At 49.1% G+C, this 20,233-nt stretch carries 23 protein-coding genes; 11 read left to right on the top strand and 12 right to left on the bottom strand.

Translation table 11 applies throughout. The features are described from left to right. Nucleotides 1-312: 312 nt before the first annotated feature. The 3 genes from FHS77_RS08390 to FHS77_RS08400 form a co-directional block, all read right to left on the bottom strand. The gene (locus FHS77_RS08390) at nucleotides 313-918 is read right to left on the bottom strand and encodes a copper chaperone PCu(A)C (protein WP_184222281.1); all 606 of its coding nucleotides are present in this window, start codon (nucleotides 916-918) and stop codon (nucleotides 313-315) included. Nucleotides 919-995: 77 nt separating this feature from the next. Further along, nucleotides 996-1,397 (bottom strand): hypothetical protein, encoded by a 402-nt coding sequence (locus FHS77_RS08395; protein ID WP_184222283.1) that lies wholly within the window; start codon nucleotides 1,395-1,397, stop codon nucleotides 996-998. A 72-nt stretch (nucleotides 1,398-1,469) separates the two neighbouring features. Then, a complete protein-coding gene (locus FHS77_RS08400) occupies nucleotides 1,470-1,865 on the bottom strand; it encodes a VOC family protein (protein WP_184222285.1) in 396 nt (131 codons plus the stop codon). A gap of 176 nt (nucleotides 1,866-2,041) precedes the next feature. Here FHS77_RS08400 and FHS77_RS08405 point away from each other — a divergent pair, with 176 nt between their 5' ends. Beyond that, entirely contained in the window at nucleotides 2,042-3,217 is a 1,176-nt protein-coding gene (locus tag FHS77_RS08405; protein ID WP_184222287.1) for an Mrp/NBP35 family ATP-binding protein, read from the top strand. 37 nt (nucleotides 3,218-3,254) lie between these two features. Here FHS77_RS08405 and FHS77_RS08410 read toward each other — a convergent pair whose 3' ends face one another. Next, nucleotides 3,255-4,886 carry an alpha-D-glucose phosphate-specific phosphoglucomutase gene (locus FHS77_RS08410; protein WP_184222401.1) on the bottom strand — a complete coding sequence of 544 codons (1,632 nt, stop codon included), beginning with the start codon at nucleotides 4,884-4,886 and terminating at the stop codon, nucleotides 3,255-3,257. 291 nt (nucleotides 4,887-5,177) lie between these two features. Between FHS77_RS08410 and FHS77_RS08415 the strand changes: the two genes are divergently transcribed. The 6 genes from FHS77_RS08415 to map all read left to right on the top strand — a co-directional run bounded on the left by FHS77_RS08415 (nucleotide 5,178) and on the right by map (nucleotide 8,822). Further along, nucleotides 5,178-5,870 carry a fumarylacetoacetate hydrolase family protein gene (locus tag FHS77_RS08415; RefSeq protein ID WP_184222289.1) on the top strand — a complete coding sequence of 231 codons (693 nt, stop codon included), beginning with the start codon at nucleotides 5,178-5,180 and terminating at the stop codon, nucleotides 5,868-5,870. 164 nt (nucleotides 5,871-6,034) lie between these two features. Continuing rightward, nucleotides 6,035-6,223: a hypothetical protein gene (locus FHS77_RS08420; RefSeq protein ID WP_184222291.1), complete on the top strand. Its 189-nt coding sequence runs from the start codon at nucleotides 6,035-6,037 to the stop codon at nucleotides 6,221-6,223. Between the two features lie 9 nt (nucleotides 6,224-6,232). Further along, nucleotides 6,233-6,994, top strand: a complete 762-nt coding sequence (locus FHS77_RS08425; protein ID WP_184222293.1) for a lytic transglycosylase domain-containing protein — start codon at nucleotides 6,233-6,235, stop codon at nucleotides 6,992-6,994. A gap of 120 nt (nucleotides 6,995-7,114) precedes the next feature. Continuing rightward, complete coding sequence (gene trhA, locus FHS77_RS08430; RefSeq protein ID WP_184222295.1) at nucleotides 7,115-7,765, top strand: PAQR family membrane homeostasis protein TrhA; 651 nt, start codon at nucleotides 7,115-7,117, stop codon at nucleotides 7,763-7,765. Between the two features lie 68 nt (nucleotides 7,766-7,833). Then, nucleotides 7,834-8,046: a ParD-like family protein gene (locus FHS77_RS08435; RefSeq protein ID WP_184222297.1), complete on the top strand. Its 213-nt coding sequence runs from the start codon at nucleotides 7,834-7,836 to the stop codon at nucleotides 8,044-8,046. Continuing rightward, a complete protein-coding gene (gene map, locus FHS77_RS08440; protein ID WP_184222299.1) occupies nucleotides 8,043-8,822 on the top strand; it encodes a type I methionyl aminopeptidase in 780 nt (259 codons plus the stop codon). The genes FHS77_RS08435 and map overlap by 4 nt, the downstream gene beginning before the upstream one ends. 70 nt (nucleotides 8,823-8,892) lie before the next feature. Here map and FHS77_RS08445 read toward each other — a convergent pair whose 3' ends face one another. Beyond that, entirely contained in the window at nucleotides 8,893-10,113 is a 1,221-nt protein-coding gene (locus tag FHS77_RS08445; RefSeq protein ID WP_184222301.1) for an argininosuccinate synthase, read from the bottom strand. A 202-nt stretch (nucleotides 10,114-10,315) separates the two neighbouring features. Here FHS77_RS08445 and FHS77_RS08450 point away from each other — a divergent pair, with 202 nt between their 5' ends. Further along, complete coding sequence (locus FHS77_RS08450; protein ID WP_184222303.1) at nucleotides 10,316-10,975, top strand: LysE family translocator; 660 nt, start codon at nucleotides 10,316-10,318, stop codon at nucleotides 10,973-10,975. A 16-nt stretch (nucleotides 10,976-10,991) separates the two neighbouring features. On the opposite strand, the gene FHS77_RS08455 is transcribed toward FHS77_RS08450, so the two are convergent. From FHS77_RS08455 to FHS77_RS08475, 5 genes are all read right to left on the bottom strand, one after another. Next, the gene (locus tag FHS77_RS08455) at nucleotides 10,992-11,480 is read right to left on the bottom strand and encodes a hypothetical protein (protein WP_184222305.1); all 489 of its coding nucleotides are present in this window, start codon (nucleotides 11,478-11,480) and stop codon (nucleotides 10,992-10,994) included. Continuing rightward, nucleotides 11,477-12,712 carry a dual-specificity RNA methyltransferase RlmN gene (gene rlmN, locus FHS77_RS08460; RefSeq protein ID WP_184222307.1) on the bottom strand — a complete coding sequence of 412 codons (1,236 nt, stop codon included), beginning with the start codon at nucleotides 12,710-12,712 and terminating at the stop codon, nucleotides 11,477-11,479. The genes FHS77_RS08455 and rlmN overlap by 4 nt, the downstream gene beginning before the upstream one ends. A 259-nt stretch (nucleotides 12,713-12,971) precedes the next feature. Continuing rightward, nucleotides 12,972-13,475 (bottom strand): invasion associated locus B family protein, encoded by a 504-nt coding sequence (locus FHS77_RS08465; RefSeq protein WP_184222309.1) that lies wholly within the window; start codon nucleotides 13,473-13,475, stop codon nucleotides 12,972-12,974. A 300-nt stretch (nucleotides 13,476-13,775) separates the two neighbouring features. Then, nucleotides 13,776-14,168, bottom strand: a complete 393-nt coding sequence (locus tag FHS77_RS08470; protein WP_184222313.1) for a YkvA family protein — start codon at nucleotides 14,166-14,168, stop codon at nucleotides 13,776-13,778. 131 nt (nucleotides 14,169-14,299) lie between these two features. After that, a complete protein-coding gene (locus FHS77_RS08475; protein ID WP_184222315.1) occupies nucleotides 14,300-14,593 on the bottom strand; it encodes a 4a-hydroxytetrahydrobiopterin dehydratase in 294 nt (97 codons plus the stop codon). Nucleotides 14,594-14,656: 63 nt separating this feature from the next. Here FHS77_RS08475 and FHS77_RS08480 point away from each other — a divergent pair, with 63 nt between their 5' ends. Beyond that, nucleotides 14,657-15,127 carry a low molecular weight protein-tyrosine-phosphatase gene (locus FHS77_RS08480; protein WP_246431274.1) on the top strand — a complete coding sequence of 157 codons (471 nt, stop codon included), beginning with the start codon at nucleotides 14,657-14,659 and terminating at the stop codon, nucleotides 15,125-15,127. Here FHS77_RS08480 and thpR read toward each other — a convergent pair. Beyond that, nucleotides 15,079-15,672: an RNA 2',3'-cyclic phosphodiesterase gene (gene thpR, locus FHS77_RS08485; protein ID WP_184222319.1), complete on the bottom strand. Its 594-nt coding sequence runs from the start codon at nucleotides 15,670-15,672 to the stop codon at nucleotides 15,079-15,081. The genes FHS77_RS08480 and thpR overlap by 49 nt on opposite strands. A gap of 214 nt (nucleotides 15,673-15,886) precedes the next feature. Next, on the bottom strand, nucleotides 15,887-16,624 hold the full coding sequence (locus FHS77_RS08490) for an arylesterase (RefSeq protein ID WP_184222322.1): 738 nt from the start codon (nucleotides 16,622-16,624) through the stop codon (nucleotides 15,887-15,889). Between the two features lie 228 nt (nucleotides 16,625-16,852). Here FHS77_RS08490 and FHS77_RS08495 point away from each other — a divergent pair, with 228 nt between their 5' ends. Both FHS77_RS08495 and FHS77_RS08500 read left to right on the top strand, forming a co-directional pair. Beyond that, nucleotides 16,853-17,572, top strand: coding sequence for an ATP-binding cassette domain-containing protein (locus tag FHS77_RS08495; protein ID WP_184222324.1), 720 nt, complete (start codon nucleotides 16,853-16,855; stop codon nucleotides 17,570-17,572). Further along, nucleotides 17,569-20,130, top strand: a complete 2,562-nt coding sequence (locus tag FHS77_RS08500) for an ABC transporter permease (RefSeq protein ID WP_184222326.1) — start codon at nucleotides 17,569-17,571, stop codon at nucleotides 20,128-20,130. Before FHS77_RS08495 ends, FHS77_RS08500 begins: the two co-directional genes overlap by 4 nt. Nucleotides 20,131-20,233: the final 103 nt, after the last annotated feature.

Genomic DNA, 20,233 nt, shown 5'->3' on the forward strand with positions numbered 1-20,233 from the left:
TTCTTCAATCTGTCAAATGAAATTTAGGTATTTTCTTTATATTTCAATAGTTTAGAATTATTCTAGACTAAAATAGTCATGTTTGTTGCATTGCTAGTAGCAAATATTATTTTAGCTGAAAAGTGCCTTGGCCGCTTTTCTTAAGCGCTGTGACAAATTGCGCGACTACAGATGTTAAAGTGCAACCAAGGCGGTAAGAGGGCACGTTGTTGAAACTTTTTTTAAAATAGTTGCGATAATCAAATGCCGGTTAAAGCGTGCGGCTTTATCCGGCATTTTTTAACGTTTTCAGCGTTTGGAGGCTAAAATCATTTAGTGGTGACTATGCCCGGAAGCAGCCTTACCTTTGGCGGATGTGACATTAAATTCCATGTCGATTTTGCCGGCTTTCTCAAATTCGAGAGTGACCGGTACTTTTTCACCTTCCACATATGGTTTGGCCGGTTTCATCAGCATTAAATGGTAACCGCCAGATTTAAGCTCGACCGTTTCACCGGCAGGAATTTCCAGGCCGTCTTTAAGCTGGCGCATCTTCATCACGTCATTTTCCATGGACATTTCATGGATTTCAATGTGATCAGCGGTGGCAGTGGAGGCCGCAATAAGGCGGTCAGCTTCTTTCCCGCCATTGTTGATGGTGATGTAGCCACCGGCAACGCTGGCGCCTGGGACAGTGGCACGTACGGCCGGATTGTTAAGTGTCAGATCACCAAGCTTAACCGGCTGTGCATGCATAGCATGGCTGTCGTGACCGTGCTTTTCATGCTCTTTTTCCCCATGACCATCTTTTTTATGGGCATGCTCGGTTGTCTGCGCATTGGCTTCGTGTTTAGCCGGGTTATGCGAGTGGGCCTGAGCGGCTGAAAGGCTGATGAGAAGCGCGACGGCAGATGTAGCTGCCAAAAAACGTACTGACATTTTAATATCCTGATTTTTAATAATTATTAGTTGCGCAGTGCTTTGCTGGCATGCGCAATTTTTGGAATTTGAAAAAATCAGGCGGCGGGTGGAGCCCGTGGAGGTGCAGCCGGCGGGTAGACAGCACGGCGCATGGCTGGTTCAGGTAAAATATCGCCATGAGCCAAAGCAAGCCGGAACACTGCGGCGTTTGAAACATCGGGCGCAGGACAAATGAACTTGGCAGTTAGGCGGCAGGCATCGCAATCTGCCACATGCAGATGACGGCCTTCGCCGGGTTTGCCGTTTATATCACGTGTGCTATCAAGGCAGATGACCGGAAAAGTACCATCCGGCAGCCTGAATTCCGCACGTAAAAATTCTGAATTTTCTGTCGCGCGTAATTCAATTGGTTTATGGGCAAAAGCGACAAAAAACAGCGCTAATACGCTTAAAAAGCGTATCAGAAATGCTGTTTTTGTCTTTGCGTTTCGCACCATTCAACCTCTGCCGGATTCAATCTGCTGTAATGACAGGCATATTTAGCTTGGAACAGGTACTCTTGCCAAGGGCTAAATATAGCGCCCGCCGCGCTGGATGACTTCGATTTTGTATCCGTCCGGATCGCTGATGAAGAAGAAACGGGCAACGAGTGTGTCGCCATTTTTAAACTCCACAATGTCGCGTGGTGCAAAACCCAAATCGGTCACGCGTTTGTGTTCTGCATCCAAATCATCGACGACAAAGGCCAGATGGCCATAACCGTCACCCAGATCATAAGCTGTCTCACGGTCTTTATTGATGGTCAGTTCCAGCTCGAAATCATTTTCGTCATTGCGCAGATAGACGAGCGTAAAGGCTTCAAAATCAATGCGTTCGGCAATTTTAAGATCGAAGGCGCGTGCATAAAAATCAACTGATTTCTGCTCGTCAAACACGCGGATCATACTGTGAATAGCTTTAGCCATAAAGTGCTCCTGATATGGTTTGGCCTGTTTTAACACTCCCGTGTGAAATGGCAATGAAGCACAGGTAAGCGGCTATAAGCGGAATTTGCAGTGAAGTGCTTTTGAGGGGTTGGCCTTTTCCTGCAAACTGCTTTATCCCTATATGTATCAAAATGATGATGCGGGATGAAGGCTCAATGTCAGGTGTAACGCGCGAACAGGTTCTTTCCCAACTCCGGCAGGTCACAGGGCCGGACTTTAAAGGCGATATTGTTTCGCTGGGATTGGTTTCGGATATTTTTATAGCCGATGGTAAAGTGTTCTTTTCCATCACTGTGCCGTCGGATCGTGCTGAGGCGCTGGAGCCGCTGCGTAGCATGGCTGAAAAAGTGGTCTCGAGCCTTCCGGGTGTTAAAAGCACGCTGGTGACGCTGACGGCTGAAAAAATCGGTGGCCGTACCAGTGATGATGCGCCGCCGCCACGCCCGCAGGCGCGTCCGGCTAGTTCGGCAGCTCAGCCACAGGCTGGTCGTCCGCAAGGGGCACCAACATTGCCGCCTAAAGCCGGTGTGCCGGGTGTTAAACATATTATCGCTGTAGCTTCGGGCAAGGGCGGGGTGGGAAAATCCACCACCACCGTCAATCTGGCGCTCGGTCTTCAGGCTAATGGTTTGAAGGTCGGTATTCTGGATGCCGATATTTACGGCCCGTCGATGCCGCGTTTGCTGGGCATTTCCGGTCAGCCGGAACAAACCCGCGATAAGCGTATTGAGCCCATGGAGCGCTATGGCATCAAAGTGATGTCGATGGGTTTCATGGTAGATGAAGATGCGCCGATGATCTGGCGCGGGCCTATGGTGGTTTCAGCGCTGACGCAAATGCTGCGCGAAGTGAACTGGGGCAATCTCGACGTGATGGTGGTGGATATGCCTCCGGGCACCGGCGATGTGCAGCTGACCATGGCGCAGAAAGTGCCGCTTTCCGGTGCTGTCATTGTTTCCACACCACAGGATCTGGCACTAATTGATGCGCGTAAAGGCCTGAACATGTTCCGCAAAGTGGAAATTCCTTTGCTGGGCGTGGTGGAAAATATGAGCTACTTTATCGCGCCGGATACGGGTGCGCGTTATGATATTTTCGGTCATGGCGGAGCCAAATCGGAAGCCGAACGTATCGGCGTACCGTTCTTAGGTGAAGTGCCTTTGCATATGGATGTGCGTGCTTATTCGGATGCCGGAACACCAATCACGGCGAAAGAACCAGAAAGCGAACACGCAAAAATCTACCGTGATATCGCTAAAAAGGTTTGGGACAATATCAATGCAGGTGAGGGCGGCAGTGGTCGTCAGGCACCCAATATTGTTTTTGATTGATATAAAAAAGGCCGGTTAACCGGCCTTTTTTTATGCTTTAAATGATCGCAGTCGGGGTTTCAAAGCCGGTGATGGCTTTGACCTGTATGATCTTTTCTGCAATCGCAATCAGTTCGGCCAAAGCCTCTTGTGTGTCGAGCGCCAGCTTATCTTCATCTGCTTCATAGCGTTCAATATAAATGCGGATGGTGGCGCCTGTGGTGCCGGTGCCTGACAGACGCACAACAATGCGCGAACCATTATCAAACAAAATGCGGATGCCTTGATGCGCGCTGACCGATTGATCAACCGGATCATGATAGGCGAAATCATCGGCTTTCTCGATAGTTTGACCATCAATGCTGGTGCCAGCCAGTGAGGCAAGCTCACCACGCAGACGCTGCATCACCTTGTTGGCAACTTCCGTATCGACGCCTTCAAAATCATGGCGTGAATAATAGTTGCGGCCAAAATGACGCCAATGTTCATTGACAATATCGGCCACACTTTGGCGGCGCACGGCCAGAATATTGAGCCAGAGCAGCACGGCCCAAAGCCCGTCTTTTTCCCGCACATGATCGGAACTTGTTCCGGCACTTTCTTCACCGCAAATGGTTGCCATTTGATGGTCAAGCAGATTGCCAAAGAATTTCCAGCCGGTCGGAACTTCATACATGCCGATTTTCAGTTTTTCTGCCACACGGTCAGCCGCACAGCTTGTCGGCATCGAGCGGGCAATGCCTTTTAATCCGGCTGAATAGGCCGGAACCAGATGCGCATTTGCGGCAAGGACTGCGAGAGAATCGGAAGGTGCTACAAACATACCGCGTCCGATAATCATGTTACGGTCGCCGTCACCGTCAGAGGCCGCACCAAAGTCGGGGGCATTATCCGACATCAGCAGATCATAAAGACCCTTGGCATAAATCAGGTTTGGATCAGGATGCTGGCCGCCAAAATCCGGCAGGGGCACGGCGTTGATGACACTGCCTTCAGCTGCGCCCAAACGCTTTTCAAAAATCTCTTTGGCATAAGGGCCGGTGACGGCGTGCATCGCATCAAATTGCAGGGTGAAACCGGATTGGATATAGGCGCGGATGGCATCAAAATCGAAGATGTCCTCCATCATCTCGGCGTAATCGGCAACGCTGTCGATAATCTCGATGGTGGTCGCGCCAATCTGATGTTTGCCGATCTGGCTTAAATCAATGTCGCTGGTTTCAACAGTGAGATATTGATCAATAACCTTTGAGCGCTCAAAGGCTGCATTAGTGAATTTTTCCGGTGCGGGGCCGCCATTGCTGATATTGTATTTGATGCCGAAATCCTGTTTCGGGCCGCCCGGATTATGGCTGGCAGAAAGCACAATGCCGCCCAGCGCTTTATATTTGCGGATCAGATTAGAAACGGCTGGCGTCGATAAAATACCATTTTGGCCGATCATCACATGGCCAAAGCCGTTGGCAACGGCCAGACGGATGGCTTTTTGAATGACCTGATCATTATAAAAGCGGCCATCGCCGCCAATCACCAGTTTTTTGCCTTTTACATCACCGCTGACATCAAAGATCGACTGAATGAAATTCTCGGGATAATTTTCCTGCTGAAAGACCGGAACTTTCTTGCGCAATCCCGACGTGCCGGGCATCTGATCCAGATAAGGCTTGGTTGCTACAGTTTTAATCACTATATCATCACTCATCTTTGTCACGGCGCTCCGGTTCTTCTTTGGTTTTTTGAATGATCTGCAATGCTGTTTAGCGCATTCGGCTGGTGTTATGATATCAATATTGCGCTGGTTTGATAATAATCCGTGTCTGCCGCTTTAGTTGCATGAAAGCAATTTTTATTTTGTATAGCTGCTTTATTTTATCCCGCTTAAACCTTTGCAAAAGTTTAATCTTTCGGACTTGTGCGCTTAGCTTTTATACGTCTAAATCATGACACTTTAAAAAGCAGCTTGGCAAAGACAGGATATTCCATGTCACAGACTTATGTTTTCGCGCCTCAGCCGCAGGCAAGCCTGCCTGTAAAAGGGATTGATGAACGCTTTCCGGTGCATCGTATTTATTGCGTTGGTCAAAATTATGCTGACCATGTGGTGGAAATGGGTGGTGATCCCAACCGTTCTTTCCCGTTTTTCTTCCAGAAAAGTCCTGACTGTCTGGTGGAAGGCGGCGCTGATTTTCCTTATCCGTCACAGACAAATGATGTGCATCACGAGATTGAGCTGGTGGTGGCAATTGGTAAAGACGGCGCCGACATTGCCGTGGAAGATGCGCTTAATCATGTTTATGCCTATGCGGTGGGCATTGATATGACGCGCCGTGACTTGCAAGCCGTGGCCAAAAAAGCCGGCCGCCCATGGGAAACAGCCAAGTCATTTGATCATTCGGCACCTTGTGGTGATCTGGTGCGTGTTGATGAAGCGGGGCACCTTTCCGAGGGTTCCATCTGGTTGAAAGTCAACGGTGAAACACGCCAGAGCGGTGATCTCAATCAGATGATCTGGAAAGCGGGCGAGAGCATTGCTTATCTTTCTTCCCTGTTTGAATTGAAAGCTGGCGACCTCATTTTCACCGGAACACCGGCCGGAGTTGGCGCTATTCAGCGTGGTGATATTATTGAAGGCGGCATTGATAAACTTGGAACCGTGCACTGCAAAGTGGTCTGATTGCGCGTGTTTCAGCCTTATTCTAACAGCGTGTAATATTGATTTTATCAAGGTTACACGCTTTGCTCTTTCGCAAATGCTTATTTACGTGGTAGGTTCCTCCTTGTTCAAAGGGCTGAAAAAGATTCCGCTTGGTCGAGCTTTTACGTTGCAAAGGAACAGTCATGGCATTTGAGGACATCAAGGCAGAACTGGCGCTCTTATTTGAGCAGATGGTGAATCAGCCGGAAGATGCGCACGAAATTCGTGAAACTTTGCATGAAAAGCTCAATGCTTTGAAGGCCAGTGGTCTGCCGCTTCCTGAAGATCTGGTGGAGCTTGAAAAACGCCTCACCAGTGATTTTGAAGCGTAAGGGTTTTAGATGACTGCTCTCGTTTTTCGTGACCAGACAAAGCTATGGTCGTTGTTGCGTGGTTTTTCACTTGCATTAACGGTGTCGGCGCTGGGGTTGGTTTTAACCGGTTGCAATACGACCAGTGAGAGCGGCTCATCACAGACAGGATTATTATCATCTGTTGCTGCGGAAGGGGCATCTGCTTCGGCGGCTTCGGCAAGCACGGGTGACGCTGCCAAAACAGCATCTGAAGTGGCCGCAGAAACAGCAGCCGCCACGCAGATTGCAAGCTTGCAGCAGTCTGCTCCTTTGCCGACTTCACGCGAAGCAGCCATTCCGGCCATGGCCTATGCTGCGGCAACGCCTGCGGAAACTTCGCCCGGGTCACTCGCTGCTAATCTGGCTTTTGAAACACCGGCCAATGCGCCGACCGGCCTTGATGAGCTGATCCAGAAATATGCTGCCACTTATGAAGTGCCGGAACGTCTGGTGCGCCGTGTTGTGCACCGCGAAAGCCGTTTCAATCCGGCAGCGCGCAACGGGCCATATTGGGGGCTGATGCAGATCAGCCATCCAACAGCGCGCGGGATGGGTTATCGTGGTGCGGCCAGTGGTTTGCTGGACGCTGAAACCAATCTCAAATATGCGGTTAAATATCTTTCCGGCGCCTATAAAGTTGCTGAAGGCGATGAAAGTCAGGCAGTTAAGTTCTACGCGCGCGGTTATTATTATGATGCCAAGCGCAAAGGCTTGCTGGAAGAAACTGGTCTGCGTCCGGCGCGTAAATAAAGTTCAAAAATTCCAAGTCATGACCATGTCATAATTGCGCGACATCTTTATGTCGTGCAGATGACGGCTTAAATATTGCTGTGTGTTTGCGTGTCGAAAGAACAAGCTGGAAGCATGGCAATGACAATGAAACCCAATCCATCATGGAATTACACGCGCGCTGAATTATGGGCGGATGGTATTATTCATGTGCTGGGCGTAACGTTCGCGGTGATTGGTGCCGCGATCCTGTTGATTTTTTATCTGCCCGTTTTGCCGTTTTCTAAATCTTTTGCAATTGCCATTTATGCAGTGTCGCTGGTGTTGGTTTTAACGATGTCGGCCATTTACAATATCTGGCCGGTATCGCGGGTGAAATGGTTTTTACGCCGTTTTGATCACGCCGCCATTTATGTGCTGATTGCCGGAACATATACACCTTTTTTGATGCAGACAGGCGGCAAAGCCTCATATTTATTGAGCTTTGTCTGGGTGGTGGCACTCATGGGTGTAGCGCTTAAACTCTTATGGCCTGCCCGTTTTGATCGCTTGTCGATTGGGCTTTATCTGGCTTTGGGCTGGAGCGGGATTTTGGTTTATGACACGCTGTTTCAGGTATTGTCGCCGGCTACCCTCTGGCTGATTGCCGCAGGTGGTGTGGTTTACTCACTCGGTGTCATTTTTCATGTCTGGGAGCGGTTGCGTTTTCAAAATGCTATTTGGCATGGTTTTGTCGCAACCGGTGCTGCACTGCATTATTGTGCGGTTTTTGTCGCCATTTCTTTACATTAAATTTTGGTTTGATTTTTTAAAAGCTGATCAATATATGTTTCGTATATGAATCATATATTGGTAGAAATATGGGTATTGTAAAAATTAATGATGAGCTGCACGAAGAGCTGCGTAAAGCCAGTGATGTGATGTGCCGTTCTATCAATGCGCAGGCAGAATATTGGATGAAAATCGGCATGTTGGCGCAAGCCCATCCCGAGATGACCTTTAATGAAATTGTTCAGATGCAGTTGCGCAACGCCAAGGTTGATCTTGGGCAGATTGCGATAAGATTATCATGATTAAAACCGCTGAAGAGCTGGAAAAAATGGCCGCTTCCGGCCGTTTGCTGGCAGATGTTTTCACCTTTATCGACCGTTTACCGCTGGTGGGCATGACCACTATGCAGGTCAATAATATGGTGGAAGATTACATTGTTGATGAGCTGAAATCACGCCCTGCCAGCAAAGGGCAGTATGATTATCCATATGTGCTGAACTCATCGCGCAACGAAGTTGTGTGCCATGGTATGCCGTCGGATAAGGATGTGATTGCCAATGGTCAGATCATCAATTTCGACATTACGCTCGAGAAAGATGGCTTTATCGCTGATTCCAGCAAAACCTATATGATTGGTGCCGTAGCGCCTTATGCGGAAAAGCTGGTGCGAAGCACTTATGAAGCTTTGTGGAAGGGTATTGCTGTCGTGCGTCCTGGCGCAACGGTTGGTGATATCGGCCATGCGATTGAGCGCTTTGCCAAGGGGCATGGCTATGGCGTGGTGAGCGAATATTGCGGCCACGGTATTGGTCGCGAAATGCATGAGGAACCGGACATTATTCATGTTGGCAAGGCCGGCACCGGCGTGGTGTTGCGCGAAGGTATGACCTTTACCATTGAGCCGATGCTTAATCAGGGAACGGCGCGGGTGAAAACCAAAAAAGACGGCTGGACGGTGATGACTAAGGACGGAAAACTATCCGCTCAGTTTGAGCATACCGTGGCCGTGACTGCTGATGGCGTCCGCGTTTTGACACTGCGTCCTGATGAAGAAAAAATGCTGGATTTGCTGAAATAGAAGCAATCCTGGATATAAAAAAGCCCTTGCCGCGATGCGACAAGGGCTTTTCATTTTTATTCGATCAGGATTAGCGACGGTTGCGTGCAGCCAATGTGCGCAGACGCAATGCGTTGAGCTTGATGAAGCCTGCTGCATCTTTCTGATCATAAGCACCGTGATCGTCTTCAAAGGTAACGAGAGCATCGGAATAAAGCGACTTATCGCTTTCACGGCCGGTGACAATAACATTGCCCTTGTAGAGTTTCAGGGTCACTTCACCTTCAACATGCTGCTGGCTGAGGTCGATGGCGGCCTGCAACATTTCACGTTCAGGTGAGAACCAGAAACCGTAATAGATCAGCTCTGCATAGCGTGGCATCAGCTCATCTTTGAGGTGGGCAGCGCCACGGTCAAGGGTGATGGATTCCATCGCACGGTGGGCAGCCAACAGGATGGTGCCGCCTGGTGTTTCGTAAACGCCGCGTGACTTCATGCCAACAAAACGGTTTTCCACGAGGTCAAGACGACCAATGCCGTTGTCACGGCCATAGTCGTTCAGCTTGGCCAGAATGGTTGCCGGTGACATGCGGATGCCATTGATGGAAACAGCATCACCTTTTTCAAAGCCGATCTTGATGATGGTTGGCTTGTCTGGTGCATTTTCTGGCGAAATAGTGCGCATATGCACATATTCAGGCGCTTCAACTGCCGGATCTTCCAGCACTTTACCTTCGGATGAAGAGTGCAGCAGGTTGGCGTCAACGGAGAATGGTGCTTCGCCGAGCTTGTCTTTTGCAACAGGGATCTGGTGCTGTTCAGCAAAGTTGAGCAGGTCTGTACGGCTCTTGAAAGCCCAGTCGCGCCAAGGAGCGATAATCTTGATATCAGGATTAAGCGCATAAGCTGAAAGCTCGAAACGCACCTGATCGTTGCCCTTACCGGTTGCACCATGGGCAATGGCATCAGCGCCGGTTTCTTCAGCGATTTCAATCAAACGCTTGGAAATGAGCGGGCGTGCAATGGAAGTACCGAGCAGATACACGCCTTCATAAACAGCATTGGCGCGGAACATCGGGAATACGAAGTCACGAACGAATTCTTCACGGACATCTTCAACATAGATTTCTTTGATGCCGAGCATTTCTGCTTTTTTGCGTGCAGGTTCGAGTTCCTCACCCTGACCAAGGTCAGCAGTAAAAGTAACAACTTCTGCATTCAGTTCGGTTTGCAGCCATTTCAGAATGATGGATGTATCGAGGCCGCCCGAATAGGCGAGAACGACTTTTTTAACGTCTTTCAACTTGCTCATAATTAACTTCCGTTCGATGCAAAATCAGCCGGATGACGGCCTGAAAGGGTCGGTGAAATATATTTGTTACTTGGTCTTTTATCAGTTGGAGGCGACTGTGCAAGCATGATGGTGCAAGAGGTGCTGTTTCTGTTAAAAAAAATGATAGATAATCGCCTCTATTCGCGTTAGCTTGCCGAAAATTTATCTAAAAGAGGTTCGGATGTCGTTCTTGGCAGCGCTCACATTTATTCCTGAATGGCCGGTGATTGCGCAGTTTTTTGTCGCAACCGCGATACTGTCACTGACGCCCGGGCCTGATATGACATTATTTGTCGGGCGCTCGTTGTCAGAAGGCAAAGCGGCGGGTTTTGCCTGTATGGCAGGCGCATGCACCGGCATTGTCATTCATAGCAGCATGGTGGCGCTGGGCTTGTCTGCGCTCATTATTGCTTCGCCAACAGCTTTCTGGGTTTTGAAGGTGATTGGTGCCGTTTATCTGGTTTGGCTGGCATTTCAGGCGATCACCAAGGGCTCGGCCTTCTCGCTGGAAAAAAACGGCAGCAAGAAACATACATTCTGGCAGAACTGGCTCACGGGTTTGGGTATTAATTTGCTGAACCCGAAAGTGATCTTGTTCAACATGACCTTCCTGCCGCAATTTGTCTCGGCACATGATCCGCATGTAACCGGAAAACTGCTGTTCTTAGGACTGATTTTCATCCCGATGGCGCTGCCGTTCACCATTCCGATGGTGCTGGTCGCTGATAAATTTGCCGGACTTTTGAAGAAAAATCCGAAAGTTACCCGTATCATTGATTGGTTGTTTGCTGGTGTGTTCTCGGCCTTCGCCCTGAAAATTCTGACCGCACAAACCAAATAAAATCAAAACGGGGCTTTTATGCCCCGTTTTTTTGATTTTGACTGCACATTCTTTGCTTGATGGTACCGGCATTGCGACCGGCAATTTTCCAGTAAATCAGCCCGCAAATGGCACCACTGATGAAAAGGCCGGTGAGTTTTAACAAGCTGTCCTCAAAGGGCATCAGCCGTCCGTGAGCTAAGTTTTCAAGCCAGTTATAATAAAGGATGCAAACGCCCAGGCCTGCACCAAAAATCAGATAGGGCAGGCGGTGTTTCAGGCTGAAAAATTCCGAAATCACAATGAAAATTGCACAGGGAATGGCCATGATGAAGGATGTTAAAATCCACCCTAACAGCAAAACCGCACCGATGCCTTTAATAAATTCAACAGGATTTTCGATGCCTTCAGGAAGCAAAAAACTTTGCGGGGCGGAGACAAAAAACAAGCAAATGAGGGCGACTAAAGTGGTTAAAAAATAGCCGCCCAGAATTTTTAAAATTAAAATGCCGGAAGATTGCTTCAAACAGCATTTTCCTCTGCCATCATGGCTTCGAGTTCAAGACGTTCACTCTTACGCATAATTTCAGATTCGGATTTCAGCTGGCCGCAGGCTGCAAAAATATCGCGGCCGCGCGGGGTGCGGATTGGCGAGGCATAGCCCGCCGCATTGACGTAATCAGCAAAACGCTCAATCTGCTCCCAATCAGAGCACTGGTAATTGGTGCCCGGCCAAGGGTTGAACGGAATAAGATTGATTTTAGCCGGAATGCCGCGCAGCAATTTAACAAGAGCTTTGGCATCTTCCATGCTGTCATTCACATCCTTGAGCATCACATATTCAAATGTAATGCGCTTGGCGTTGGAAAGCCCCGGATAATCGCGGCAGGCTTTCATCAGTTCAGCCAGCGGATATTTTTTGTTGATTGGAACCAGCATGTCGCGCAATTCATCGCGCACAGCATGGAGCGAGATCGCCAGCATAACGCCGATTTCTTCACCGGTGCGGTAAATTTCCGGCACAACACCTGAGGTGGAGAGCGTAATGCGGCGCTTGGAAAGCGCCAAACCATCACCATCTGAGGCAATCAGCAGCGCCTTTTTAACTTCTTCAAAGTTATAAAGCGGCTCCCCCATACCCATCATGACGATATTAGTGACTTTACGTCCTTCAGCCGGCACAATAGCGCCGTCTGGTGTGCCTTTTTCAGGGAAATCGCCCAAGCGATCACGTGCGACCAGCAACTGTGCCAGAATTTCTTCGGCTGTCAGGTTGCGCACCATCTTTTGGGTGCCTGTATGGCAGAAAGAGCAAGTGAGCGTGCAACCAACCTGCGATGAAATGCACAGGGTGCCGCGACCTTCTTCAGGAATATAAACAGTCTCAATTTCCACAGGGCGACCGGCACCACGTGGTGGAAAGCGGAACAGCCATTTGCGGGTTCCGTCATTGGAAATCTGCTCTTCAACCATTTCCGGGCGTTGAATACTGAAATTTTCTTTCAAGCTACTGCGCAGATCTTTTGAAATATTGAGCATATCATCAAAATCGGATACGCCGCGCACATAAAGCCAGTGCCAGAGCTGCGCGATACGCATTTTGGTCTGACGTGCCGGAACGCCGACATTGACCAAAGCATCAGCCATTTCTTCGCGGGAAAGACCGATTAAAGATGGTTTCAGCGGCCTGTTGGCGCGAATATGCTGCGCCAGACGGTCACGTGTATCATCCTGTGTCAGGTCGAAAGAAATGGACATCGTTTTACAGTTCTTCTGTGTTGGTTCAAATTAATATGTGGGTATGGTCAGGGCATCTCAAATGCCTGTTTGCCTCTTCAAAGGCTTGTTAAGCGCGCTCATAACATGAAAAAGCGCTGCCGTCATCACACTTGTTCTCTTATGCAATCGCGGCTTTTTCTATATAGAACAAAAAAGCCGGACTTTAAGTCCGGCTTTGAAAAAATGTACCCGTCACCAAAACCTAGAGTTTCACAAGTGCAGGTTTGTAAGTCAGTAATTACTTACAATTTTGAACAGCGTTTAAAGCTGCGGTAATGCCCTTGAGGGAATATGTGTAGGTTGTGTTGGTGCCGCGCTGGGACTGCGCTTTGACAACCATATCCGCACCGCCACGCATGGCTGCGATCAGCTGTGGCTCTTCTGCTGCATTTTCCATCCAACCGGATTTGCCGTTAACAAACATGTTGAACGAACGCGAACCGATGGTGACGGTCACTTTTGAATTGGCTTTCAGGTCATAACCAGCCATGAACTGTGGCTCAAATGATACGTTCTGACCAGGCTTCTGGGTGACGAGAAAGAAATTGTCGCCATGATTGACAGTGGAGGGCTGCATCTGGGTCGGAACCGACAATACATAGCAAACCTTGCCATTACCTGACTTATAGCTATAGGCACCCCAGACGTCGAACTGTTTAATCTGGGTCGGTGTCTGTGCGAGTGCCGAACCCGCCATTGCAATTGTAAACACCGAAGCCGCGACGATCGATTTTCCAAGCATTGTTTTTTACCGGTTCTCTTTCGTTTGCTTCAAAATGGTAGATCGGGATAATCGCCGTTCGCACGTCGTCCCGTTCAATTACCCTTAATTTGACTTAATTTAGGTTACTAAACGGTGAAGATTTGGCGAAAAAACCTTAAGTTTTTTCGCCTTGTGGAAAATGGCGAAAATCTCGTCTCTGATTGCTCTGACATCAGCCAAAAGAAGGTGGCGAGATTTTGTCATATTCGAGTTTGCTGATAATAAGTTGCTTTTGTCTTGTGTAAAAGCTGAAATTGAATGGAAAAATCAGCTTTTAATTTATGCGCTTTTGTTCGCGGTGTCACCGGTTTCTTGCAGCGCGGTTTTGGCCGCGGCCCGGTGGGCTGGGGTAATATGAGTGCGGATTGCAGCCAGTGCTGCCATCAACACCGCAATATCATCGGTAAAGCCGATGCCGAGCAAAATATCTGGCACGAAATCAAAAGGCAGAACAAAATAAGCCAGTGCTGCCATCAGCGTCATGCGGACACGGCGAGGGGTTTGCGGATCAAGTGCACAATAATAAGCAGCCACCACTTCATCCATAAAAGGTATATGGCGACCGGCGCGGCGCACTGTTTTCCAGAAACCATGTTTCACTTTAGCTTTGCGCTCCTGATAGGTGTTCTCATCACCAGGCTCCAGAATTTCTCCTATTTTCACATCATCCATCGACATCCCTCCGGGACTTTAAAAGCAGACTGGTTTATGTGCTTTATTGGCCAAGCACTTTGGGCACATCATTGCCTGTAAATGGGAAGGCTTAAGTCTTCGCGCAAGCTTTTGCAGCTATTATCCGGTTTTTAGCCGCCAAGCCTGTCCATAATTTCAGCCATTTGAATGTCCAGCTTGGTGATGCCGTGGCTGGAATGAGTGGTGAGTGTTACTTCCACTTTATTATAAACATTGGACCATTCCGGATGGTGGTCGAGCTTTTCGGCATACATGGCGATACGGGTCATGAAGCCAAAAGCCGCGTTGAAATCTTTAAAGGTAAAAAGTCTGCGGATGGCTTTACCGCTGCTGACAATATCCCAATCAGGCAGGGTGATTAATGTTTCAGCCAGTTCTTGTGGGGTCAGAAGTGTACGTGACATTCACTCATGCTCCGGTTTAAATAGGGTGGTCATTTCTTAAATTTACAGATGGGTGACAGGATTATGCTGAAAAATACGCCGCGTTCCATTTTATTTATCTGTCTTGGTAATATTTGCCGCTCGCCTTTGGCGGAAGGTGTGATGCGCCATGTCTGGGAAAATTCCGGTCGCAGTGAAGACATTCATTTTGATTCTGCCGGAACCAATGGCTACCACACCGGCGACGCTCCGGATCCGCGCTCGGTTGAGGTTGCAAAATTACACGGGATTGATATCTCGGCGCAACGCTGTCGTCAGCTCACCCGTGATGATTTTTATACATTCGACCTGATTTTAGGCATGGATCAGGTCAACATGGCAACGCTTGCTCAACGAAAACCAGAGGATACAACCGCACATATCGCGCTTTTTACCGATATTGCAGGTGTGGGGGATATGGAAATCCCCGACCCTTATTTTGGCGATATGTCCGGTTTTGAAGAGGTTTACCGCATGGTGCTTTCATCTTCAAAAGCACTTGCCGCACGCATTTGAAATGAAGACGGGCGGCTTAACGGCCATGCTTCTTCGATGATGTAAGGGCCGCCGCCAACAGAATCGCGTGATGACATCAGCACAAAACGCGACACAGCGAAGGGCTGGGTGGCAAAATTGCCGCGAGAAGACAGATAATGCGCTACATCGCCGTCACGCGGGTTTTTCAAACGTGCAAGGGTGACATGCGGCACAAATTTGCGCGGATCGACAGGAACGCCCAAACGCTGACAGATACGTTCGATCTCGGCCTGAAGCGCATTGAGTTCAGGTGAAGGCGCAACGCCTGCATAAATGCTATGGGGTTTTTTGGAGCCGAAAGCCCCGACGCCTGAAAGGCTTAAAGTGAATTGCTGCCGTTCGATACGGTCGAATTCAGATACGATTTCATCGGCAATATGGCCTTCAATATCGCCGATAAAACGCAATGTCAGGTGATAGTTTTCAACATCAATCCAGCGTGCACCGGGCAAACCACCGCGTAAAAGCGAGAGGGAAAGAGTAGCATCGCGTGGGATTTCGAGAGCGGTGAAAAGACGTGGCATCTGGCAACTCCCCGAACTGTTATGCCCCGAAACAATGAAACCTTAGATGGCTTTGCTCGGGTCATTTGCGTGAAGCTGCTGTTATTTATCAGCAGTTTCAGGCATTTGAGTGCTTAAGTTCTGCTTTTCATCGCCTTTGATTGTGAAGGCGATATGTCAGCCAAACATTGAAACTGTCTTTGGGCAAGTTAATTTAACTGTTTTAGCCGATGTTTTACTGTGCTTTCCCCTGATTTTGCAGTTGTGTGATAGTTTTTTGAATAAAGGGTGCAAAATTTGCAACCATCACTGCCACACCTTCAGCATTCGGATGCATGCCGTCTTCCAACTGCAAAGATTGCTTGGTCATTACGCCATCCAGAAAGAACGGATAAAGCGGCACCTGATACTTGTCGGCCAGTTTTTGATAAATCGGATTGAACTGCGCTGCATAATCGGCACCCATATTAGGCGGCGCGATCATACCGGCCAGCACAACAGGGATTTTACGTGTTTGCAGGCGTTGCAACATCTCGTCCAGATTTTGCTCGGTAATTGCAGGTGCAATGCCGCGCAAGGCATCATTGGCACCAAGCTCCAAAATCACCAGATCAGTATCGTCAGGCACCGACCAATTAAGGCGTTCCAGCCCGCCGGTGGTGGTGTCGCCTGAAACGCCGGCATTCTCTACCGAAACATCAAGGCCGTTTTTAAGCAGTGCCTCTTCCAACTGCTGCGGAAAAGCATCATTTGCAGGCAATAGATAGCCAGCCATCAGACTGTCGCCGAAGCCGATGATTTTAAAGGATGAAAGCTGATCTTCCGGTAAAACCTCTTCCAGACCTGATGATTCTTCCATGTCCGGCTCCGGATTTTGCACAGGAGATTGCGCGCGCGCGGCAAGCGCAAACAGTCCCATAATGCCTATGATGAGGATAATGTGAAGAAAAGCTGCAAGAGGTTTGAAACGCATTCAGAAAAACCCATATTGCCGGAGTATGCAATTGCAGGAGGCCAGCATTTGCAATTTTTAAAGCGGTGAGAGCCGCTTTGCTTGGTTAAGTTAAATCATATTTGGGTGAAACAATCTGCATCACCACTGATATACTCGGTTTCATCGTAAATATTTTGTTAGTGCCCACAACTAGAACATGATTGCGTGAAATATGAGGCGAGATCATGGATAAGGAAAGAAAAATACGTGTCACATCAAGCTGATGAACAAGCAATTGTCCTCGACAATATCGAGCTTACTTTGGGGCACGGGGTTTCTTCCGTACATGTGTTGAAGGGCATTAGTCTTGTGCTGCCTAAAGCGCATTCTTTTGGCATCGTCGGGCCTTCCGGCTCAGGCAAATCTACGCTTTTGATGGTTTTGGCAGGCTTGGAAAAAGTCGATAGCGGCAGCGTGACCATTCATGGCGAGCGCCTTGATTTGATGAGCGAAGATCAGGCGGCGGCATTTCGTGGTCAGCATATCGGCATTGTATTTCAGTCTTTTCATCTGATTCCCAATATGACAGCGCTGGAAAATGTGGCCGTGCCTTTGGAATTGGCAGGGCGCAAAGATGCCTTTGTTGTGGCTGAAAAAGAATTGCGTGCTGTCGGTCTTGGTGAGCGGCTTAATCATTATCCTTCTCAATTATCAGGCGGCGAGCAGCAACGAGTAGCGATTGCCCGTGCGCTTGCGCCATCGCCGAAAATTCTGATTGCTGATGAGCCGACCGGCAATCTTGATACAGCAACCGGCCAGCAGATTGCTGATTTACTTTTTGCCAAACAGCGCGAAACCGGCTTAACCATGGTGCTGGTTACGCATGATCCTTCACTGGCCGCGCGCTGTGATCTGGAAATTCCGGTGCGTTCCGGTTTGATTGAAAGCGAAAAAATGAACGCCTCAAGGCAGGCGGTATCTGCATGAGCGTGATGAAATCTGGTATATTAGCACTGCGCTATGCTTTGCGTGAAATGCGCGGCGGCTTAAGCGGTTTTTATGTGTTTATTGCTTGTATTGCCTTAGGCGTTGCGGCGATTGGCGGCGTCAATTCGGTGGCGCAATCGGTGGGTGACGGCATTGCCGCTCAAGGCCGCAGCATTTTGGCCGGGGACATGAGTTTTGCACTTCAGCAACGTCAGGCCACCCCGCTTGAAAAACAGTTTTTAGACAAACAAATTCAGCCGTCGGGCCGATTGTCGGAAAGCGCCACCATGCGTTCAATGGCCAGAAAACCCGATGGCAGTGATCAGTCTTTGGTCGAAGTGAAGGCGGTTGATCAAAACTATCCGCTTTATGGTGATTTGAAAACCAGCCCGCAATTACCGTCAGATAAGCGCTTTGCATCCGAACAGGGCCTTTATGGTGCGCTGGTTTCGCAGCTTTTTCTTGACCGGATGGGGCTCGCTATTGGTGAAGAAGTGCTGCTTGGCACGGCACGTTTTCAATTGCGCGGTGTGATTGATGAAGAGCCGGATTTATTATCAGACGGCTTTAGCTTTGCGCCTCGTTTCATGATTTCTTTGGAGGCTTTATCTGCTGCGGGTCTTGTTCAGCCGGGTAGTCTGGTTACGCATATTTATAAGGTCGCTTTGCCGGATGGGGCTGGTGATAGCACATTGAAACAAATTCGCGAGCAGGCCGCCAAAGACTTTCCCAATGCAGGCTGGAATATCCGCACCCGCAACAATGCAGCACCGTCTTTAACAGCAAATATTGAGCGTTTTTCGCAGTTTTTAACCTTGGTGGGATTAACTGCTTTGATCGTGGGTGGTGTAGGCGTTGCCAATGCGGTGCGTGCTTATCTTGATAGTAAGCGTGCTGTGATTGCGATGTTTAAATCGCTTGGGGCGCCTGCGCGTTTTGCTGTGCTTGTTTATCTTTTTCAGATCACCTTGATTGCTTTGATCGGTATTGTGATTGGTTTGGGGCTGGCCATACTCATTCCGTTTGGCGCAATGGCAGCATTGGATGGCTATCTGCCGGTAACGGGTATGAGCGGCATTTATCCATGGTCACTGGCGTTAGCTGCCGTTTTTGGTCTCATCACAGTTTGGGCTTTTGCCAGCATACCGCTGGGGCGGGCACGCGCCGTTGCACCAACGGAGTTACTGCGTGAAAACGGCATTGACCATCACGGACACGCGCCTTGGATCTATTTTGCATTCGCGCTTGTATTGATGGCACTTTTGGCCGGACTGGCACTTTATGTGGCCTATGACCGGCGCATTGCGATTGTGTTTATCTCGGCAACGATTGTCGCTTTTATCATTTTGCGGCTGGTGGCATATCTCATTCAATATATTGCCAAAAAAGCACCGCGCACCCGTTCAACGGCATTGCGTTTGGCAGTCGGCAATATTTATCGCCCCAATGCGCTGACCTCTTCGGTGGTTTTATCGCTTGGGCTGGGGCTAACCTTGATGGTGGCCTTAGCGCTGGTCGATGGCAATTTGCGACAGCAGGTTGCCTCTAATATTCCGGCACAGGCACCCGACTTTTTCTTTGTTGATATTCAAAATTCAGAAATAGACGGTTTCCAAAAGCTGGTTAGCGGCATTGCACCAAACGGCAAAATTACTGCGGCACCAATGTTGCGCGGACGTGTGGTGCAGCTCAATGGCACTGATGTGCGAAAAATGGAAATTCCGGCCGCCGGTGGCTGGGTATTGCGGGGTGATCGCGGCATTACTTTCTCTGAAACGATGCCGGACAATGCGACGCTTAATGAAGGGGCGTGGTGGCCTGCTGATTATAGCGGTGAACCTTTGGTGTCTTTTGCCGCGCAAGAAGCGCAGGATTTAGGCTTAAAAATCGGCGATACGATTACGGTCAATGTGCTGGGGCGCAATATTACTGCCAAAATTGCCAATTTCCGGCAAGTGCAATGGGAAACGCTGGCGATGAATTTCGTCATGGTGTTTTCGCCAAATACATTTGCCGGTGCGCCGGTCACATGGCTTTCCACTTTGACGCTGGAGAACGGCGATAAGGCTTTGACGGCTGATATTTTGCGGCAGGTGACACAAACCTATCCGACGATCACTTCTGTTGGTGTCAAGGATGCGGTTGAAGTGGCCAACACTTTGATATCGCAGCTTTCCACTGCCATTCGTGCGGCTGCTTCCATCGCCTTGGCGGCTTCCGTTTTGGTGCTGGGTGGTGCTTTGGCCGCGGGCAATCGGGCGCGGATCTATGATGCGGTGGTGCTGAAAACCTTGGGCGCAACGCGTGGCACGCTGATTAAAGCCTATGTGCTTGAATATATGTTGCTCGGGATCGCAACTGCGGTTTTTGCGCTTTTTGCCGGGGGCTTAGCGGGTTGGTATGTGGTTGCGCAGATCATGCGTTTGAAGGCTGCGTTTTTGCCTGATGTGGCAGGAATGACGATTTTGATCGCACTGATCCTGACCATTGGATTTGGTCTGGCCGGCACGTGGCGCGTGCTCGGACAAAAACCTGCCAATATCTTGCGGGAACTGTAATCGGAGCAATTTTATCGGATTTTATGTTAAGCTACTGGCGAATATGTAAAATAATGCATGAGAATCGGGGCTGAATCATCGGTTTTTTTAAACATTGTCTTGT

This window comes from Paenochrobactrum gallinarii (assembly GCF_014205685.1).
GTDB lineage: Bacteria > Pseudomonadota > Alphaproteobacteria > Rhizobiales > Rhizobiaceae > Paenochrobactrum > Paenochrobactrum gallinarii.

Coding starts and splice junctions, on each gene's coding strand:
- FHS77_RS08390 (WP_184222281.1), bottom strand. CDS start 918: ATGTCAGTACGTTTTTTGGCAGCTACATCTGCCGTCGCGCTTCTCATC.
- FHS77_RS08395 (WP_184222283.1), bottom strand. CDS start 1,397: ATGGTGCGAAACGCAAAGACAAAAACAGCATTTCTGATACGCTTTTTA.
- FHS77_RS08400 (WP_184222285.1), bottom strand. CDS start 1,865: ATGGCTAAAGCTATTCACAGTATGATCCGCGTGTTTGACGAGCAGAAA.
- FHS77_RS08405 (WP_184222287.1), top strand. CDS start 2,042: ATGTCAGGTGTAACGCGCGAACAGGTTCTTTCCCAACTCCGGCAGGTC.
- FHS77_RS08415 (WP_184222289.1), top strand. CDS start 5,178: ATGTCACAGACTTATGTTTTCGCGCCTCAGCCGCAGGCAAGCCTGCCT.
- FHS77_RS08420 (WP_184222291.1), top strand. CDS start 6,035: ATGGCATTTGAGGACATCAAGGCAGAACTGGCGCTCTTATTTGAGCAG.
- FHS77_RS08425 (WP_184222293.1), top strand. CDS start 6,233: ATGACTGCTCTCGTTTTTCGTGACCAGACAAAGCTATGGTCGTTGTTG.
- trhA (WP_184222295.1), top strand. CDS start 7,115: ATGACAATGAAACCCAATCCATCATGGAATTACACGCGCGCTGAATTA.
- FHS77_RS08435 (WP_184222297.1), top strand. CDS start 7,834: ATGGGTATTGTAAAAATTAATGATGAGCTGCACGAAGAGCTGCGTAAA.
- map (WP_184222299.1), top strand. CDS start 8,043: ATGATTAAAACCGCTGAAGAGCTGGAAAAAATGGCCGCTTCCGGCCGT.
- FHS77_RS08445 (WP_184222301.1), bottom strand. CDS start 10,113: ATGAGCAAGTTGAAAGACGTTAAAAAAGTCGTTCTCGCCTATTCGGGC.
- FHS77_RS08450 (WP_184222303.1), top strand. CDS start 10,316: ATGTCGTTCTTGGCAGCGCTCACATTTATTCCTGAATGGCCGGTGATT.
- rlmN (WP_184222307.1), bottom strand. CDS start 12,712: ATGTCCATTTCTTTCGACCTGACACAGGATGATACACGTGACCGTCTG.
- FHS77_RS08465 (WP_184222309.1), bottom strand. CDS start 13,475: ATGCTTGGAAAATCGATCGTCGCGGCTTCGGTGTTTACAATTGCAATG.
- FHS77_RS08470 (WP_184222313.1), bottom strand. CDS start 14,168: ATGGATGATGTGAAAATAGGAGAAATTCTGGAGCCTGGTGATGAGAAC.
- FHS77_RS08475 (WP_184222315.1), bottom strand. CDS start 14,593: ATGTCACGTACACTTCTGACCCCACAAGAACTGGCTGAAACATTAATC.
- FHS77_RS08480 (WP_246431274.1), top strand. CDS start 14,657: ATGCTGAAAAATACGCCGCGTTCCATTTTATTTATCTGTCTTGGTAAT.
- thpR (WP_184222319.1), bottom strand. CDS start 15,672: ATGCCACGTCTTTTCACCGCTCTCGAAATCCCACGCGATGCTACTCTT.
- FHS77_RS08490 (WP_184222322.1), bottom strand. CDS start 16,624: ATGCGTTTCAAACCTCTTGCAGCTTTTCTTCACATTATCCTCATCATA.
- FHS77_RS08500 (WP_184222326.1), top strand. CDS start 17,569: ATGAGCGTGATGAAATCTGGTATATTAGCACTGCGCTATGCTTTGCGT.